The 15,812-nt window shown below is 69.7% G+C and carries 12 protein-coding genes; 10 read left to right on the forward strand and 2 right to left on the reverse strand.

The window, feature by feature from the left end; all coding sequences use genetic code 11:
* Nucleotides 1-29 precede the first annotated feature (29 nt).
* From PHZ_RS07925 to PHZ_RS07970, 10 genes are all read left to right on the forward strand, one after another.
* Entirely contained in the window at nucleotides 30-494 is a 465-nt protein-coding gene (locus tag PHZ_RS07925) for an ArsI/CadI family heavy metal resistance metalloenzyme (RefSeq protein ID WP_012521999.1), read from the forward strand.
* An 80-nt stretch (nucleotides 495-574) separates the two neighbouring features.
* Nucleotides 575-1,147, forward strand: coding sequence for an SOS response-associated peptidase (locus PHZ_RS07930; protein WP_012522000.1), 573 nt, complete (start codon nucleotides 575-577; stop codon nucleotides 1,145-1,147).
* Between the two features lie 150 nt (nucleotides 1,148-1,297).
* Nucleotides 1,298-1,687, forward strand: a complete 390-nt coding sequence (locus tag PHZ_RS07935) for a hypothetical protein (RefSeq protein WP_148216816.1) — start codon at nucleotides 1,298-1,300, stop codon at nucleotides 1,685-1,687.
* Nucleotides 1,688-1,746: 59 nt separating this feature from the next.
* Nucleotides 1,747-3,042, forward strand: coding sequence for a TolC family protein (locus PHZ_RS07940; RefSeq protein WP_012522001.1), 1,296 nt, complete (start codon nucleotides 1,747-1,749; stop codon nucleotides 3,040-3,042).
* Complete coding sequence (locus tag PHZ_RS07945) at nucleotides 3,042-4,298, forward strand: efflux RND transporter periplasmic adaptor subunit (protein ID WP_012522002.1); 1,257 nt, start codon at nucleotides 3,042-3,044, stop codon at nucleotides 4,296-4,298. The genes PHZ_RS07940 and PHZ_RS07945 overlap by 1 nt, the downstream gene beginning before the upstream one ends.
* Before the next feature lie 22 nt (nucleotides 4,299-4,320).
* A complete protein-coding gene (locus tag PHZ_RS07950; protein ID WP_148216956.1) occupies nucleotides 4,321-7,485 on the forward strand; it encodes an efflux RND transporter permease subunit in 3,165 nt (1,054 codons plus the stop codon).
* Nucleotides 7,485-7,835 (forward strand): DUF3147 family protein, encoded by a 351-nt coding sequence (locus tag PHZ_RS07955; protein ID WP_012522004.1) that lies wholly within the window; start codon nucleotides 7,485-7,487, stop codon nucleotides 7,833-7,835. The genes PHZ_RS07950 and PHZ_RS07955 overlap by 1 nt, the downstream gene beginning before the upstream one ends.
* Before the next feature lie 100 nt (nucleotides 7,836-7,935).
* On the forward strand, nucleotides 7,936-8,640 hold the full coding sequence (locus PHZ_RS07960; protein ID WP_049758173.1) for a HupE/UreJ family protein: 705 nt from the start codon (nucleotides 7,936-7,938) through the stop codon (nucleotides 8,638-8,640).
* Between the two features lie 1,077 nt (nucleotides 8,641-9,717).
* Entirely contained in the window at nucleotides 9,718-12,705 is a 2,988-nt protein-coding gene (locus PHZ_RS07965) for a TonB-dependent receptor domain-containing protein (protein ID WP_012522006.1), read from the forward strand.
* A 37-nt stretch (nucleotides 12,706-12,742) separates the two neighbouring features.
* A complete protein-coding gene (locus PHZ_RS07970) occupies nucleotides 12,743-13,534 on the forward strand; it encodes a DUF4198 domain-containing protein (RefSeq protein WP_236611880.1) in 792 nt (263 codons plus the stop codon).
* A 219-nt stretch (nucleotides 13,535-13,753) separates the two neighbouring features.
* Here the strand turns inward: PHZ_RS07970 and PHZ_RS07975 are convergent, their stop codons facing one another.
* Together PHZ_RS07975 and PHZ_RS21610 are read right to left on the reverse strand one after the other, a co-directional pair.
* A complete protein-coding gene (locus tag PHZ_RS07975; RefSeq protein WP_187149107.1) occupies nucleotides 13,754-14,950 on the reverse strand; it encodes an MFS transporter in 1,197 nt (398 codons plus the stop codon).
* Nucleotides 14,951-15,019: 69 nt separating this feature from the next.
* Entirely contained in the window at nucleotides 15,020-15,724 is a 705-nt protein-coding gene (locus PHZ_RS21610; RefSeq protein WP_187149108.1) for a class I SAM-dependent methyltransferase, read from the reverse strand.
* Nucleotides 15,725-15,812 lie beyond the last annotated feature (88 nt).

Here is a 15,812-nt window from a genome sequence, read left to right on the forward strand (position 1 = left end):
CAGAAATGTCGATCTAAGGAGGATCAGCCATGCACCGTATGCACCTGCACGTGACCGTTCCCGACCTCGGCGCGTCGATCGTTTTCTATGAGACCCTGTTCGGGGCGGCGCCGGCCGTTGTCAAAGACGACTACGCCAAGTGGATGCTCGACGATCCGCGCGTGAACTTCGCCATCTCCCAGCGGCACGGCAACCTCGGGGTCGATCACATCGGCATCCAGACCGACACGTCCGAGGAGCTGCAGGCGTTGGCCAGCCGTCTGAAAGCGGCGGGCGCGCAGACCTTCGATCAGGAGGCCACCACCTGTTGCTATGCCCGCTCGGACAAGAGCTGGGTGACCGATCCGGCCGGCGTCCGTTGGGAAACCTTCCATACCTTCGGCGAGGCCACGACCTACGGCGAAGACCCCTCCGTCCTGCCAGAGGCCGCCAACCCCGTCGTGGCTTGCTGCGGTTCGGCGTCGGCGCCTGAACCCGCCGCGGCCTGCTGCTAGCCGGGTCGCCCGGGAGCTCGCGGGCCTCTGGTCCCGCGGGGCTCAGCGCCACCTCTGCCGCCCGGCGGCGTTTGGCCTGCATGTGCAACGACTACCGCTACACCCAGTCGCCGGACACGCTTCGGGAAGAGTTCAGCCAGTTGAAGATCCCGCTGCGTTTCGCGGGCGACGCCACACCGAACTACCCGCCCTATGACGACATCCGGCCGAACCAGACGGCGCCGATCATTCGCGGGGGCTCGGAGGGCGTGGAACTCTCCGTCACGCCCTGGGCCTGGAAGTCATCGAGCGGCAAGCCGGTGTTCAACTTCCGCTCCGAGGGCCGCAGCTTCGCCAAGAGCGAACGCTGCCTGATTCCCTCAGACGGCTTCTACGAGTTCACGACGCCGGACGACCCCAACCAGCGGCTGAAGGACAAGCACCTCTTCACCCTGGCGGGCGAGCCCTGGTTCTGGATCGCGGGCCTGGTGAAGGAGGGGGCCTTCGCCATGCTGACCACCTCGCCGGGGCCAGACATTGCGCCCTACCACGATCGGCAGATCGTCGTGCTGGGCCGGCAAGAAGGCTTGGACTGGCTCGACCTGTCGAAGCCCGAGGCGGAGATCCTGCGCCCGCTGCCCGCCGGCAGTCTCACCCATGAACAGGTCCGGTGAAGGCGCGCTTAGCCGGCGACGCGGGAAGGGTGGATTTGCGGGGGCCGTCTGGGCTGCTAGAAGTCGGGGACTCGGGAGTCTGCCGCCTCAGTGTTCAACCGCCGTAAGCCTCGGCTGCGATTGTTCTTCGCCATGTGCTGCCTGGCGTTGATGGCGGTGCTGACTCATCAGGGCGCCGTGGCGAGCGTCGACCGGGTCCAGCATGCCCTGGGCGTCGAGCACGCCCCGAACGCCTTGGCCGGCGCGGTCTCCTTCGACCACGACCATGATCACGACGCCGACCATCATGGCGACCATCACGCCGCGGCGGACGCCGATGACGACCATGGGCGGCCGGACAGCGGCGACCAGGGCCCCGATGACGGGGTCCGCGGTCACCACCACGCCGGGGAAGCCTCCCAATTCGCCGCCCTCGAGGCCGAGCGTCTGCCGGCGCTGATCCTGGCGACCGGCGCCGCCCTGGACCTGCCGCGAGCTGACGGGCCGGAGTCCTGGCCAAGCGCCCGGCTAGAACGACCTCCAAAGCCGCTCTCGATCTGAACGCCTGACCGCGCGAGGCCCCGCCACGCGCGCCGTTTCACCGTGCTTCGAGAGACCTCATGTCCATCTTCCGTCCGAGTTGCGCCCTGGCGCGGCTCCTCGCCGCGCCGCTTCTGGCGGCGCTGGCGCTCGCCTTCGGCGCTGGCGCCGCTCTGGCCCAGGCGCCCGCGCCGTCCCTGACGCTCACCGACGCGGTGACGCGGGCGCTCGCCGCCGATCCGTCCACCGCCGCTGCCGAGGCGCGGGTGGAGGCCGCCCGGGCGGCTGCGCGCCAAGCGGGCCTGCGGCCTAACCCCTCGCTGGGCGTAGAGCTGGAGAACTTCGCAGGCTCGGGCGCCTACTCTGTCTTGGACCGCACCGAAGCCACGGTAAGCTACCAGCAGACGTTCGAGCGCGGCGGCAAGCGCACGGCGCGCACCGCCGTGGCGGCCGCTGAGATCGAGTTGGTCCACCGGCGCCAGGAGGTTCGACGCCTGGACCTCATCAAGGAGGTGCAGGTCGCCTACGCCGAAGCGTTGGCCGCCGAAGCGGATCTGCTGATCGCCGAGGCCCGGCTGATCGCCGCCCATCGCTCCCAGTCCGACATCTCGCGGCGGGTCCGCAGCGCGCGCGACCCGCTGTTCGCCGGCGCCCGCGCCGAGACCCTGACCGCTCAGGCCGAGATCGCCCGCGACCAGGCGCGAGAGACGGCGCGCAATGCGCGAGCGGCGCTCGCCGCGTTCTGGGGCGGCGGCTCCGAGTTCGCGCTCGACCTGGAGACTTTCTTCTTCCGCACCGCGCCCGCTGCGCCGGCGGCGCCCGCGGAGACCGCGGACCTGGCCCTTCTGGCGGCCACCCGTGACGCCGCCCTGGCGCGGGTGGAGCTGGAGCGCGCCCGTCAGGTCGCCGACCCCACCCTGCGGGCGGGCGTCCGCTACTTTGGTCAGGGCTCGGACGTCGCCCTGGTGGTCGGCGGCACGATCCCGCTGCAGCGCTACGACACCAACAAGGCCGGCGTGGAGCGAGCCCTGGCCGAGCGCAACGCGGCCGAGGCCGACATCGCCGCCGCCCGGGTGCTGCAGGCCCGGGAGGTCGCGCGGCTGCGGGCCAAGCTCGCCGCCTCTGCGGCCGAGTCCGAGCGGATTCGCGCCGAGGTGATCCCGTCGGCGATCAAGACCGTCGAGCTGGTGCGGGCGGGCTTCAACCGCGGGGGCTTCCAGTACATCGACGTCACCGAGGCCGAACGCGCCCTGGCCGACGCCCGGGCCCGGCGGGTCGCGGTGCTGCGCCAGCACCACACCGACCAGGCCGCCCTAGACCGGCTCACCGGCCGCTTCGCCCATCTTGCATCCACGCCTTCCGCGGAGCCCCGCTGATGCTGTCCCACTCTTCCTGGCGCGCTGCGCCGCTCGCCCTGGCGCTGCTCGCCGGCCTTCTCACCGCCTGCGGGGAGCGCAAGGCGCCCGAGGCGAAAGCCGGCCACGCGGCCGCCGCCGCCGAGTTCGAGCGCGGTCCCCACCGCGGCCGCATGCTCCGCGACGGCGACTTCGCCATCGAGATGACCATCTTCGAAGACGGCGTCCCGCCGGAGTTCCACGTCTACGCCTATCGCAAGGACAAGCCGCTCGACCCGCGGCAGGTGCAACTCACCGTCGAGCTCACCCGGCTGGGCGGCAAGGTGGACCGCTTCAGCTTTGCGCCCCAGCAGGACTACCTGCGCGGCGCAGGCGTCGTGACCGAACCGCACTCCTTCGACGTGAAGGTGCGCGCGGTCGAGGGCGGGCGGACCCACCAGTGGGCCTACGCCTCCTATGAGGGCCGCACCACCATCAGCGCCGAGGCCGCCCAGGCGGGCGGCGTGAAGACCGAGCGCGCGGGGGGCGCCATCGTCGGCGAGCTGCTCGACCTGTCGGGCCGCGTGGAGGTGACGCCGGAGGGCCAGGGCGAGGTGCGCGCCTGGTATTCCGGGCGGATCATGGCCATGACCGGCAGCCTCGGCCAGCAGGTCCGCCGCGGGCAGCTCCTGGCGCGGGTGGAATCCAGCAACAGCCTGCAGACCTACTCAATCCCCGCGCCGATCAGCGGCGTCATCGTCAAGAAGAACGCCAACGTGGGCGACGTGGCCTACGACCAGCCGCTCTATGTGATCGCCGACCCCACCAAGCTGCACGCCGAGTTCTTCGTCTATCCCCGCGACGCCGAGCGCATCCGCGCCGGCCAGCGGGTGGAGCTTCGCAGCCTCTCGGGCGACGGACGCGCGACGAGCCGCATCGAGACGGTGCTGCCGACCGCCGACCTCGCGAGCCAGACCCTGATCGCCCATGTGGAGATCCCGCCGAGCCTGGCCGGCAGCTTCCGCCCTGGCATGGGCGTGGAAGGCTCGGTGCAGGTCGCCGCCAAGTCCGTGCCGCTGGCGGTCCGCACCAAGGCCCTGCAGCGCTTCCGTGACTTCACTGTGGTCTTCGCCAAGGTCGGGAACACCTACGAAGTGCGGATGCTGGAGCTCGGCGCTCAGACGCCGGAGTGGACCGAGGTGCTGGGCGGGCTGGAGCCCGGGACCGAGTACGTCACCGACGGCGCCTTCCTGATCCGCGCCGACATCGAGAAGTCGGGGGCCAGCCATGACCACTGATCTCGCGGCGAAGCGACCGCCGCTGCTTGAGCGGATCATCGCGCTCGCCATCCGCTACCGCTGGGCGGTGCTCGCGCTGGCGCTGCTGAGCATCGCCATCGGGGTCTGGAGCTTCCAGCGCCTGCCGATCGACGCCACCCCGGACATCACCAACGTCCAGGTGCAGATCAACACCGAGGCGCCCGGCTTCTCGCCCCTGGAGGCCGAGCAGCGGATCACCTTCCCGGTGGAGACCGCCATCGCCGGACTCCCCGGGCTCGAATACACCCGCTCGGTCTCCCGCTACGGCCTGAGCCAGGTGACCGTGGTCTTCAAGGACGGCACGGATATCTACTTCGCCCGCCAGCTGGTGAACGAGCGGCTGCAGGGCGCGCGCAGCCAGCTGCCCCCCGGTCTCACGCCGGAGATGGGGCCCATCGCCACAGGGCTCGGCGAGATCTTCATGTACACGGTCGAGGCCAAGCCGGGCGCTCGCCGAGCTGACGGCCAAGCCTATACGCCCGAGGACCTGCGCACCCTGCAGGACTGGGTGATCCGGCCGCAGCTGCGCAACACGCCCGGTGTCACCGAGGTCAACACCATCGGCGGCTTCGAGCGCCAGTACCACGTCACCCCGTTGCCCGAGCGGCTCTCGGCCTACGGCCTGACCCTGAGCGACGTAGTCTCCGCCCTGGAGCGCAACAACGCCAATGTGGGCGCAGGCTACGTCGAGCGCTTCGGCGAGCAGTACCTGGTGCGCGTCCCGGGGCAGGCCAGCGGCCTTGAGGATCTCGGCGGCGTCATCGTCGCCAACCGCGGCGGGGCGCCGATCCGGGTGGCGGATGTCGCCGACCTCGGGATGGGCGAGGAGCTGCGCACGGGCGCGGCCACCGAGAACGGCCAGGAGGTGGTGCTGGGCACCGTCTTCATGCTGGTGGGCGAGAACAGCCGCACCGTGGCCCGTGCGGCCGCGGAGCGGCTGGAAGAGGCGGCCAAGGCCCTGCCGCCCGGCGTCATCGCCGAGCCGATTTACGACCGCACCGACCTGGTGGAGCGGACCATCCACACGGTGGCGACCAACCTCCTGGAAGGCGCGCTGCTGGTCATCGTGGTGCTCTTCCTGCTGCTCGGGAACATCCGCGCCGCGCTGATCACCGCAGCCATCATCCCGCTCTCCATGCTGCTGACCATCACCGGCATGGTGCAGGGCCGGGTCTCCGGCAACCTGATGAGCCTGGGCGCCCTGGACTTCGGCCTGATCGTCGACGGCGCGGTGATCATCGTGGAGAACTGCCTGCGGCGCTTCGGCGAGGCCCAGCACCGGCTGGGTCGGCTGCTGACCCGTGACGAGCGCTTCGCGCTCACCGCCCAGGCCACCGGCGAGGTTATCCGGCCGTCGCTGTTCGGGGTGCTGATCATCACCCTCGTCTATGTGCCGATCTTCGCCCTCACCGGGGTGGAGGGGAAGATGTTCCACCCCATGGCCATCACGGTCGTCATGGCGCTGACGGCGGCGCTGATCCTGTCGCTGACCTTCGTCCCCGCCGCAGTGGCGCTCTTCGTCACCGGCAAGGTGGAAGAGGGGGACAGCCGCGTCATGCGCGGCGCACGACGGCTCTATGCCCCCGCGCTGGACGCCGCCCTTCGCCTGCGCACCGCTTTCGTGGCCGGTGCGGTCGTGCTGGTGCTGCTGGCCGCTTTCGCCGCCAGCCGCATGGGCTCGGAGTTCGTGCCGAACCTCGACGAGGGCGACATCGCCATGCACGCGCTGCGCATCCCCGGCACCAGCCTCAGCCAGGCCATCCGCATGCAGACGGCGCTGGAGGCTCGTATCAAGAGCCTGCCGGAGGTCGAGCGCGTGGTCGCCAAGATGGGCACCGCCGAGGTCGCCACCGACCCCATGCCGCCGTCGGTGGCCGACACCTTCATCATGCTGAAGGACCGCAAGGACTGGCCTAACCCGCGCAAGCCGCGGGCCCAGTTGCTCGCCGAGCTGCAGGCGGCCGTGGCCCAGATCCCGGGCAACAACTACGAGTTCACCCAGCCGATCCAGATGCGCTTCAACGAACTGCTGTCGGGCGTCCGCGCCGACGTGGCCGTGAAGGTGTTCGGCGACGATCTCGATCAGCTGCTGGAGATCGGCCAGCAGCTGGAGACCGTCGTCAGCGGCGTCGAAGGCGCCCAGGACGTCGGCGTCGAGCAGGTCACCGGCCTGCCGGTGCTGCAGATCACGCCGGATCGGGCCGCGCTCGCCCGCCTGGGCCTCAACGTGCAGGACGTCCAGGAGGTGGTCGCCACCTCGCTCGGCGGCACGGTGGCGGGCCAGGTGTTCGAGGGCGATCGCCGCTTCGACGTGGTGGTCCGCCTGCCCGAAGCCATCCGCACCAACGTCGACGAGATCGGGCGGCTGCGGATTCCCCTGGCCGCGGGCGGGGAGGGGACGCGCGGGTTCGTGCCGCTGGCGCACGTGGCCAAGGTGGCGGTCGAGATCGGGCCCAACCAGATCAGCCGCGAGAACGGCAAGCGCCGGGTGGTGGTCACCGCCAACGTCCGCGGGAGAGACCTCGGCTCCTTCATCACCGAGGTGCAGGAGAACGTCGGCGCCGAGGTGGAGATACCCAGCGGCTATTGGGTGACCTACGGCGGCACCTTCGAGCAGCTCATATCCGCCTCCAAGCGCCTGCAGCTGGTGGTGCCCGTGACCCTCCTGCTGATCTTCGGCCTGCTCTACGCCCTGTTCCGCTCCTTCAAGGACGCCGCCATCGTCTTCTCGGGCGTGCCTCTGGCGCTGACAGGCGGCGTGGCGGCCCTGCTGCTGCGCGGCCTGCCGCTGTCGATCTCGGCGGGCGTCGGCTTCATCGCGCTTTCGGGCGTGGCAGTGCTGAACGGGGTGGTGATGCTGAGCTTCATCCGCAGCCTGCGCGCCGAAGGCGAGGGCCTCGACGAGGCCATCCGCGAGGGCGCGCTCACGCGCCTGCGCCCCGTGTTGATGACGGCCCTGGTCGCGAGCCTCGGCTTCGTGCCCATGGCCTTCAACGTGGGCGCCGGCGCGGAGGTGCAGCGGCCGCTGGCTACCGTGGTGATCGGCGGCATCCTGTCGTCGACCTTGCTGACGCTCCTGGTGCTGCCGGCGCTCTACCGGCTGGTGCACGGTCGTGAGCGAGCAGCCCGGTCAACCGAAGCCTTCCGGCCTCAGGAGCAGACCTGATGATCTACCTCATTGTGAAGGCGCTGCTGTCCGGGCTGATCATCGCCGCGGTCTCGGAAGTCGCTCGGCGCAGCGCCGGCGCGGGAGCTCTCATCGCGTCCCTGCCTCTGGTGTCCATCCTCGGCATGATCTGGCTGTGGCGCGATACTGGTGATCCCGTCCGTCTCGCCGCGCACGCGGAGGCGACGTTCTGGTTCGTGTTGCCGTCCCTGCCGATGTTTCTGGTGGTGCCAGCCCTGATCCGTCGCGGACTCCACTTCTGGCCCGCCCTGGCGATCGGCTGCGCCCTGACGATGGGGCTCTACCTGGCCATGACCATCATCGGTCCCCGGCTCGGACTGAAACTGTGACCAGGCTCGTGGATCTTATGGACGGCGATCTCCAACTCGATCGCCTCGCTGCGTGTCCGACCCTTCCCCCGCAATGTCCACCTTGCAGGAGCCATCCGTGATGTCGCGCCACCGTTTACCCCCTGGCGCGCTGCGCCTGCCCATCGCGGCCCTGATGTTCAGCCTGATCGCCGGCGCCGCCTGGGCGCATGGCGTCGCCGAAGGCGACAAGGGCTACATCCAGGAAAGCTCCGGGGTGCTGTTCGCGCCCTTCGTCTATCTGGGCGCCAAGCACATGGTCACCGGCTACGACCACCTGCTGTTCCTCGCCGGGGTGATCTTCTTCCTCTATCGGCTAAAGGACATCAGCCTCTATGTGACGATGTTCGCGCTGGGCCACTCGGTAACCCTGCTGGCCGGCGTGCTCAGCGGGATCAGCGTCAACGCCTACCTGATCGACGCAATCATCGGCCTGTCGGTCGTCTACAAAGCGCTCGATAACCTCGGCGCCTTCCAGCGCTGGTTCGGCGTACAGCCGAACGCCAAGGCGGCCACCCTCATCTTCGGCCTGTTCCACGGCTTTGGCCTGGCCACCAAGCTGCAGGACTTCGAGCTCGCTCGCGACGGGCTGATCCCGAACCTGCTGGCCTTCAACATCGGCGTCGAGCTCGGCCAGATCCTGGCGTTGAGCCTGATCCTCATCGCCATGGGCTTCTGGCGGCGCACGCAAAGCTTCTGGAAGCACGCCTACGCCGCCAACGTCGCGCTGATGGCGACGGGCTTCGTCCTGACCGGCTACCAGCTGGTCGGCTTCTTCGTCCCCTGACGGGAGATCTTCATGTCCAACAGCCACAAGCCCGATCCCGCCGACCTACCGAGCACCGGGCGAACTGACCGCCGCTTTCGACGGCGCGCACGGCTGGTTCTGGCGCAATCGCGCCGGTAAGCCGGTGACGCTCACCCTGCGCGTCTCCGGCGACTTCGCGCGGCTGAAGCGGGTCGTCTGATGTGAGGTCCGCTCCGCCGGCCTGGTGGAGCTGAGGGTTGAGCTGCTACCGGCTTCAGCGACGAACGAAAGCAACGACCCTTTGGAGACACCGAGGTTGCCGGTCGGAGCTGGTGGGCATAGTCTCCGAACATCGGGCTCTCGGCAGGCGACCAGTTCTCCCAAGACGATCCTTCGTCCAAGCGCTGCCCTGACCTAGGTTCGCCCGGGGCGGGTCTGACGCGCGCGTCGTCCGCGCGGTTGGAATCCCGTTGAGATCAGCGGCCAGTCCTGAATGACGGCAACCGCCGCTTCCGAGGCGGGTAAGGCGAGGGCCGCTGAAAGGTGCGGGGCTCCACCGTGGTCCAAACGATGGCTGGCGGAAGGGGAAGGCCTTCCCCTGCGTCGGAGCCGGGAAGTCGTCTCCGCCGACGCCTTCGGGGCTTGGCCCCCGCAACGCCCCTATGCGGTGAGCAGCCGGCGGGCGGGCGCGTTCCGCCGTGCAGCGCCTGGCGGCGCGCAGGCTCCTTGCAGCCTTCACTCTTCTTGGGGCCGCCTGCGGCGGCCGTGGCTTAGGGCTCCGCCCTCAGCGCGCTTCGGAGCGGCTTCCGCCCAGCTTCGGTCCCCTCGCTCGGGCGGCAAGAGGGCAGGGCCGGCAGGCCCTGCAGCCGGTTCCCCGCGAAGCCGCCCCGACAAGGTTCGGGGCTGACCTCCCGTTGGCCCACCGCAGTCCGCAGCACGCTCTCCCGTCGGCGTGGCGCCCCCGGCTTCCCTGCTGCTGATCCGGAGAAACCCCCTGCCGTCGGGGGGGAGTGGAAAGAAAAATTCAACAGCGTCTGAGGGGACGGCCATCCCACTGCGTAGCTCCAGAAGGGGGCCCATGGCGGCCTGACAAAACATTGCTCTGGAGCAGCAGTCTTGGCCGACATCACTTATCGCAGCCGCATTCTCGGCTCATCCATCCTCGGAGGCGTCGCCTTCCTTTCCGCCACGGCGCTCGCGGTTACGCCCGCCGCGGCGCAAGACGCCACTGCGGCTCTCGCAGCGAACGCGCAGACGGCCGGCGAATTGGACGAAGTCGTCGTCACCGGTTCGCGGATCGCCCGCAAGGACTACCTGGCAAACAGCCCGATCGTAACGGTCACGCAGGACGACGTGCGGGCGACCGGCTCGGCCAATATCGAAACCCTGATCAATGAACTTCCGCAGTTCACGCCGCTGGGCAGCGCGTCTTCGAACAGCCCGAACCTGGCAGGCCAGGCTCAGGTTCAGCTGCGTGGCCTCGGCGCCATCCGAACCCTGGTGCTGCTGAATGGCCGTCGGGTCGTCCCCTCGAGCGCCTCGTCCGTCGTCGACCTGAACCTGCTCCCGACGCCTTTGATCTCGAGCGTCGAGACCATCACCGGCGGCGCCTCGTCGACGTACGGCTCTGACGCCGTGGCCGGCGTGTTGAACTTCCGGCTGAACGAGAACTTCGAAGGCGTCCAGCTCGACGTGCAGTACGGCGTCTCCGATCGCGGGGATGCGGAGAGCGAAGTCTACAGCGTTACGATGGGCGGCGACATCGCCGACGGTCGCGGCAACGCGGTGCTGTCACTGAGCTACTCCGATCGGGACTCGGTCTTGAATGCGGCGCGCGAGTTCTCGCGCATCTCCGGCTTCGCCGGCACCTCGCCTCTCGGCTCCACCGTCTTCGACGCCAACAACCTCCCGTCGGCCGCCGCCGTGAGCGCGGCGGTGCCCGGCGCCGCCCGCGGGAACACCTTCGGCTTCAACAACAACGGCACGCTGTTCGCTTACCAGGGCGCCCGGGACTACATCAGCCCCGGCGGCCTCGACTACGAAGGCTTCCGGATGCCGGGGCCGCTGCAGCAGACCGACTTCACCTATACGACCGGTGATCGGAACTACATGATCATCCCGCAGCAGCGCTACAACATCTACGGCGCGGCGAACTATGAGATCACAGCATTCGCGGAAGCCTACGCCGACTTCCTGTTCTCGCAGTACGAGGCTGGCAACCAGTTGGCCTCCAACCCTGCGACCGGCCCCACCACCGGCTTCCGGATCCCGGGAACCAACCCTTTCATTCCGGCCGAGCTGCGGGCGGTCCTGAACTCCCGTCCCAATCCGAACGGCAGCTTCCGCCTCGACAAGCGCTTCAACGAACTCGGTCCGCGCCGGCAGAACGAGACCTACGACGTCTACCAGATCACCACGGGCCTCCGCGGCCGCCTGCCGGTGCGCGATTGGACCTACGACGCCTACCTCTCCTATGGCCGCGTGGACAACGGGACGACGTACACCGGCTACCTGTCCCGCTCAGCGGTCCAGCGTCTGCTGGACGCCCCCGACGGCGGGGCCTCGATCTGCGCCGGCGGATTCAACCCCTTCGGCGAGAAGCCGCTGAGCGCCGCCTGCATCGACTACGTCAGCCGGGTGCCCAAGAACACCACGACAAACGATCAGCGCGTGGCTGAAATCAACCTGCAAGGCGGGGTCTTCAACCTTCCGGCCGGTGAAGTCCGGGTGGCCCTCGGGGCCACCCACCGCGAGCAGAACTACGACTTCGTCCCCGACGAATTGATGCTGGCGACCTTCACGCTGAACGGAACCACCGGCCCCGAACTCGCCGGCGCCTCCGGTCAGCCGCTTTCGGGATCGGACAAGGTCCGCGAAATCTACGGCGAAGTCCTGATCCCGCTCCTCCGGGACCTGCCCTTCGTGCACAGCCTGGAGACGAACCTCGGCTACCGGCTCTCGAAGTACGACACGATCGGCCGCGTGAGCTCCTACAAGGCGGACCTGAGCTGGGAGATCGTCGAGGGGCTGCGGATCCGCGGCGGCGTGCAACGCGCCGTTCGCGCGCCGTCCATCAACGAGCTGTTCGCCACGCAGAACCTCACCTTCATGAACATCGGCGTGCCGATCTCGTCGGCGGGTGTGCCGCAGTTCTCTGGCGACCCGTGCGACATCCGGGGCGCCTACCGGGCGCCGGGGGCCGCAAACGCCGCTCAGGTGCGCGCCCTGTGCCTCGCGCAGAACGTGCCGGGTCAGGTCATCGACGCCTACACGTTCTCGAACTCGCAGACCCCGGGACTGACAGGCGGCAACCCGCTCCTGGAGGAAGAGACCGCCGACTCGTTCACCGTCGGCGCAACCTGGCAGTCGCCGTTCTCCAATCCGTGGTTCAGTCGCTTGTCCGGTTCGATCGACTACTACGACATCACCATCAAGGACGTGGTTGGCACGCTGGCCACCACGGAACAGCTGCGCCGCTGCTTCAATGAGAACGGCACGTCCAACCCGACCTACGATCCCAGCAACTTCTTCTGTCAGCTGTTCAGCCGCGACCCGAACTCGGGGCAGATCACCAACACCCTCGAGACGAACGCCAACCTGGGCACGCTGAAGACGAGCGGCATCGACTTCCAGATCGATTGGGCCGTAACGCTGGCCGACGTGGGTGGGCCGGAATGGGGCGCCCTGGCGCTCAACGTGATGGGGACCAAGCTGCAGGACTGGAAGCGCCAGGACCTGCCGGGCGGCGCCTTCACCGATCGGAAGGGGACGGTCTCGAACACCTTCGGCCTGACGCTGCCGGAGTGGAAGTTCCTGTCGACCCTGAGCTGGAACTACGAGCCCTTCAGCGTTGGCGTGCGCTGGCGCTACCAGGGCGAGGTCGAGAACTTCAACAACCGCGAGCAGGTCCTGGGCGCGGTCAACTACTTCGACCTGAACACCACGTGGAAAGTGAACAAGACTGTGACGCTCCGCGGCGGGGTGAACAACCTCACGGACAAGCAGCCTCCGGTCTACTCGCCGGCGATCGCGGCGAACACCGACCCCTCCACCTATGACCTGGTCGGCCGCCGCTATTATCTCGGCCTCACCGCCCGCTTCTAAGCTCGAGAAAAGGTTCGAACCGATGAAAAGATCTCTTTTGACCGTCGCGACGGCGCTCGGGCTGCTATTCGCCGGCAGCGCGGCTGCGCACGACTTCTTCCTGGTTCCGGAGGGGTTCGTGGGCGCGGGCGGGCGACCGCTCATCATCCACGCCACGTCCTCCTCCGACTTCCCGGCGCTGAACGTCGGCTCGCCGCGGACGCGCATCGAATCGGCTCGCGCGGTGGTCGGCGGCCAGCCCGCCGCCGTCGAGGTGCAGGCGCAGGCCGCCAAGTCGCTGCCCTTGTCCGTCTCCACCGAGGCGTCCGGTATGGGGGTGGTGACGGTCCAGACCATCTGGGGCGAGTCCAACTGGCGCCCTGACCAGGTGGACATCTACCTCGAGGAGCATCCCTTCAAGGCCGAGGAGGTCGCCGCGGTCCACCGGCTCCTGCCGAAGGGCGCGCCGCTCCAGATCCGCTCCCGCCGTCTGGCCAAGACCCTGGTCTGCGTCCGCGCCTGCACGCCGACGACGTCGGCCCCGGCCGGGCTGGAGGTGGAGTTCGTGCCGGCGTTCGACGCGGGCGGCGCCTCACCGTCGCGGTTCCAGCTCGTGCGGAACGGCCGCCCCCTGGCGGGTTACCCCGTCACGGTGCGGCCGGCCCGCGGGGAGCGGCAGAACGTCCTCACCGATAACGACGGCTGGGTGCGGATGCCCGCCGGCCTGTCCGGGCCGGTGATGCTGGTGGCCGCCACGCTGGATCCCCCGAAGGAGCCTGGGGGACGCTTCGTCACCAACAATGCGTCGGTGACGTTCGAAGCCGGGCAAGGGCACGGCGGCGCCCACTGATCTAGGGCGCCGCCATCCATCCGCGCGGGCCGCTCGGAGACCCCCGCTCCGAGCCCCGCGCGGATGGCATGTTGCGGTGAGCGCAGCCGACGTCGCCGGTCCCGCCGGCCGCGTGGCCGTCCCCCGCCGGGCGCGAGCCCGACCTTTTCCCACGCCGCCGCCGGCGGCATGCGCATCGCGAGGGGGCACAGGATAGTCTCCGGCGTTCCAATCTGCGGCTCACGGCTCGGACCGCGCGCGCGGCATGCGCGGCGGAACTCGCGCGGCGGCGTGCGCGATCGTGGCCGCCACTGCGAGAAGCGCGGCGCCGAGGAGCATCGCGCCAGCGCCACGGTGTGGAACCCCGTTCTGCGAATTCAGGGCATAGGCGGCCCCGAAGAGGAGGGGACCCACCGCGCTCGCCGCTCCCTGGACGGCGACGCTCGCCCCTTGCAGCCGGCCTTGCTGCTCGCGCTCCACCCTGCCGGCCAGAATCGCCATGAGCGCCGGGGCGGCGACCGCGCCGGCGGCGTAGATCGGCAGCGCCAGCCCGAAGACGAGCCCCGTGGGCGCGACCGCAAAGACCACCAGCGCCAGCATCAGGCATAAGAGGCCGAACACCAGTGTGGCCGGCTCGCCGTAGCGCCGGGTCAGGGGGGCCACGGCGACCGCCTGGGCCAAGACGCGCGCAGCGCCCAGGCCCATGAGCGCCAGGCCCGCGGCGCTGGCGCTCCAGCCATACCGCTCGAGCACGTAGAGGACGAAGAATGTGGGCAAGGCCTGGTCGGCCAGGGCGGCGAGCGCCAGCACAAGCCCATGCGTCCTGAGGGCGCGGCGCCGAAGAAGCGCGGTCAGCCCACCGAAGGGGACGGCGCGCCGCCACACGAGGCCCGTGCTGCGCCGCTCTATGGGCAGCGACTCCTTGAGGCGAAAGCGCGCGTAGAGCCAGGCCACGGCGGCGGATGCGCCGCACACCAGGAACGGAAGACGCAGGTGAAGGTCGGCCAAGGCGCCCCCCAGGGCGGGACCCGCAATGAACCCGGCTGACCAGGCCGCGCCCAGCAGGCCGAGCCGGCGGGCCAGTTCGTCGCCTGCGCTCACGTCGATGATGTAGGCGCTGCAGGCGATGATGCTGGCCGCGAGCGCTCCGCTGATCAGGCGTCCGACGAGAAGCCAGCCGAGACTGGGCGCCAGGGCCATGAACAGGGCGTCGCACGCCAGTCCGGCCAGGGCCGCCAGGAGCACTGGGCGGCGTCCGAACCGATCCGCCAAGACGCCCATGATGGGCGCGCTCAGGAACTGCGCGGCGCCCCAGGCGGCGGCGAGGAGGGCGAGCCACACGGCCGGGTCCGCGCCGTCCGAGCCGGCGAGTTGCTCCACCAGATGCGGCAGCGCCGGGACGATGATGCCGACGGACATGGCGTCGAGCGCCGCCACGACGAAGACCGGGTGTGGAAAGCCCGGCCTCCAGGATGCGCCTCGAGCGCCGGTCAGCGGGGGCATCGCCTAGGCGGGACGGAAGCCGCGAAACAGGAGGCATCCGTCGTCGCTCAGGCCATGCTGGCGGGCCGCGTCGAGGATGCGGTCGAGCTCCGAGGCCAGGTCCGGCGGGGACCCGATCTGGGCGAGCCGGTCGCGGGCGTTCGCTTCCAATGGGCCCAGGGGCAGGGCGGTGAGCACGAGTTCGTAGCCGTACCGCGCCTCGAACTCCGCCGCCGCAGCGAGCATCCGCACGAACTCGGAAGCCTCTATGGAGGGGTTGTGCACGAAGCCCAGGCGACGGTCGATCCGCTTCAGCCATTCGTCGTAGGCGCGCGCGACGCGCTGGCAGGGCAGGGCGTCGTCGTACCAGCTGTCGAGCACCAGCACGCCACGGCGCGCGACGCGGGCCGCCTCGCCCAGGGCCCGGCCGAGGCGCTCCACGTGATGCGCCGTATAGTCGAAGACGACCAGATCGAACGATGCGTCGGGGAACGGCAGCGCCTCGGCGCGGGCCGCGTGGACATCGAGACCGCGCGCCCCGGCGAGCTCGCGCGCCGTGGGCTCCGGCTCCACGCCGGCTACCGCCACGCCATGGGCCTGCACGTCCGCCAAGAGCCCGCCCGCGCCGCAGCCGACCTCCAGGAGGGAGGCGGGCGCCAGCTCCAGGATCTCCTCGAGCAGCCGCCGCTTGTAGCGCCTGTGCGGACGCTCGGCGGCGGGTCGCGACATGGGCGGGATCATCAACGGGGGCTGCATGGGGGCTCCTGGTCCTCGGGTCGCCCAGGCTGGGGGACTGCGGCCCTGTCGGATAGGTGCT

The organism is Phenylobacterium zucineum HLK1 (genome assembly GCF_000017265.1).
In the GTDB taxonomy this organism is placed as follows: Bacteria; Pseudomonadota; Alphaproteobacteria; order Caulobacterales; family Caulobacteraceae; genus Phenylobacterium; species Phenylobacterium zucineum.

Coding starts and splice junctions, on each gene's coding strand:
- PHZ_RS07955 (WP_012522004.1), top strand. CDS start 7,485: ATGATCTACCTCATTGTGAAGGCGCTGCTGTCCGGGCTGATCATCGCC.
- PHZ_RS07940 (WP_012522001.1), top strand. CDS start 1,747: ATGTCCATCTTCCGTCCGAGTTGCGCCCTGGCGCGGCTCCTCGCCGCG.
- PHZ_RS07945 (WP_012522002.1), top strand. CDS start 3,042: ATGCTGTCCCACTCTTCCTGGCGCGCTGCGCCGCTCGCCCTGGCGCTG.
- PHZ_RS07935 (WP_148216816.1), top strand. CDS start 1,298: ATGGCGGTGCTGACTCATCAGGGCGCCGTGGCGAGCGTCGACCGGGTC.
- PHZ_RS07930 (WP_012522000.1), top strand. CDS start 575: ATGTGCAACGACTACCGCTACACCCAGTCGCCGGACACGCTTCGGGAA.
- PHZ_RS07925 (WP_012521999.1), top strand. CDS start 30: ATGCACCGTATGCACCTGCACGTGACCGTTCCCGACCTCGGCGCGTCG.
- PHZ_RS07960 (WP_049758173.1), top strand. CDS start 7,936: ATGTCGCGCCACCGTTTACCCCCTGGCGCGCTGCGCCTGCCCATCGCG.
- PHZ_RS21610 (WP_187149108.1), bottom strand. CDS start 15,724: ATGTCGCGACCCGCCGCCGAGCGTCCGCACAGGCGCTACAAGCGGCGG.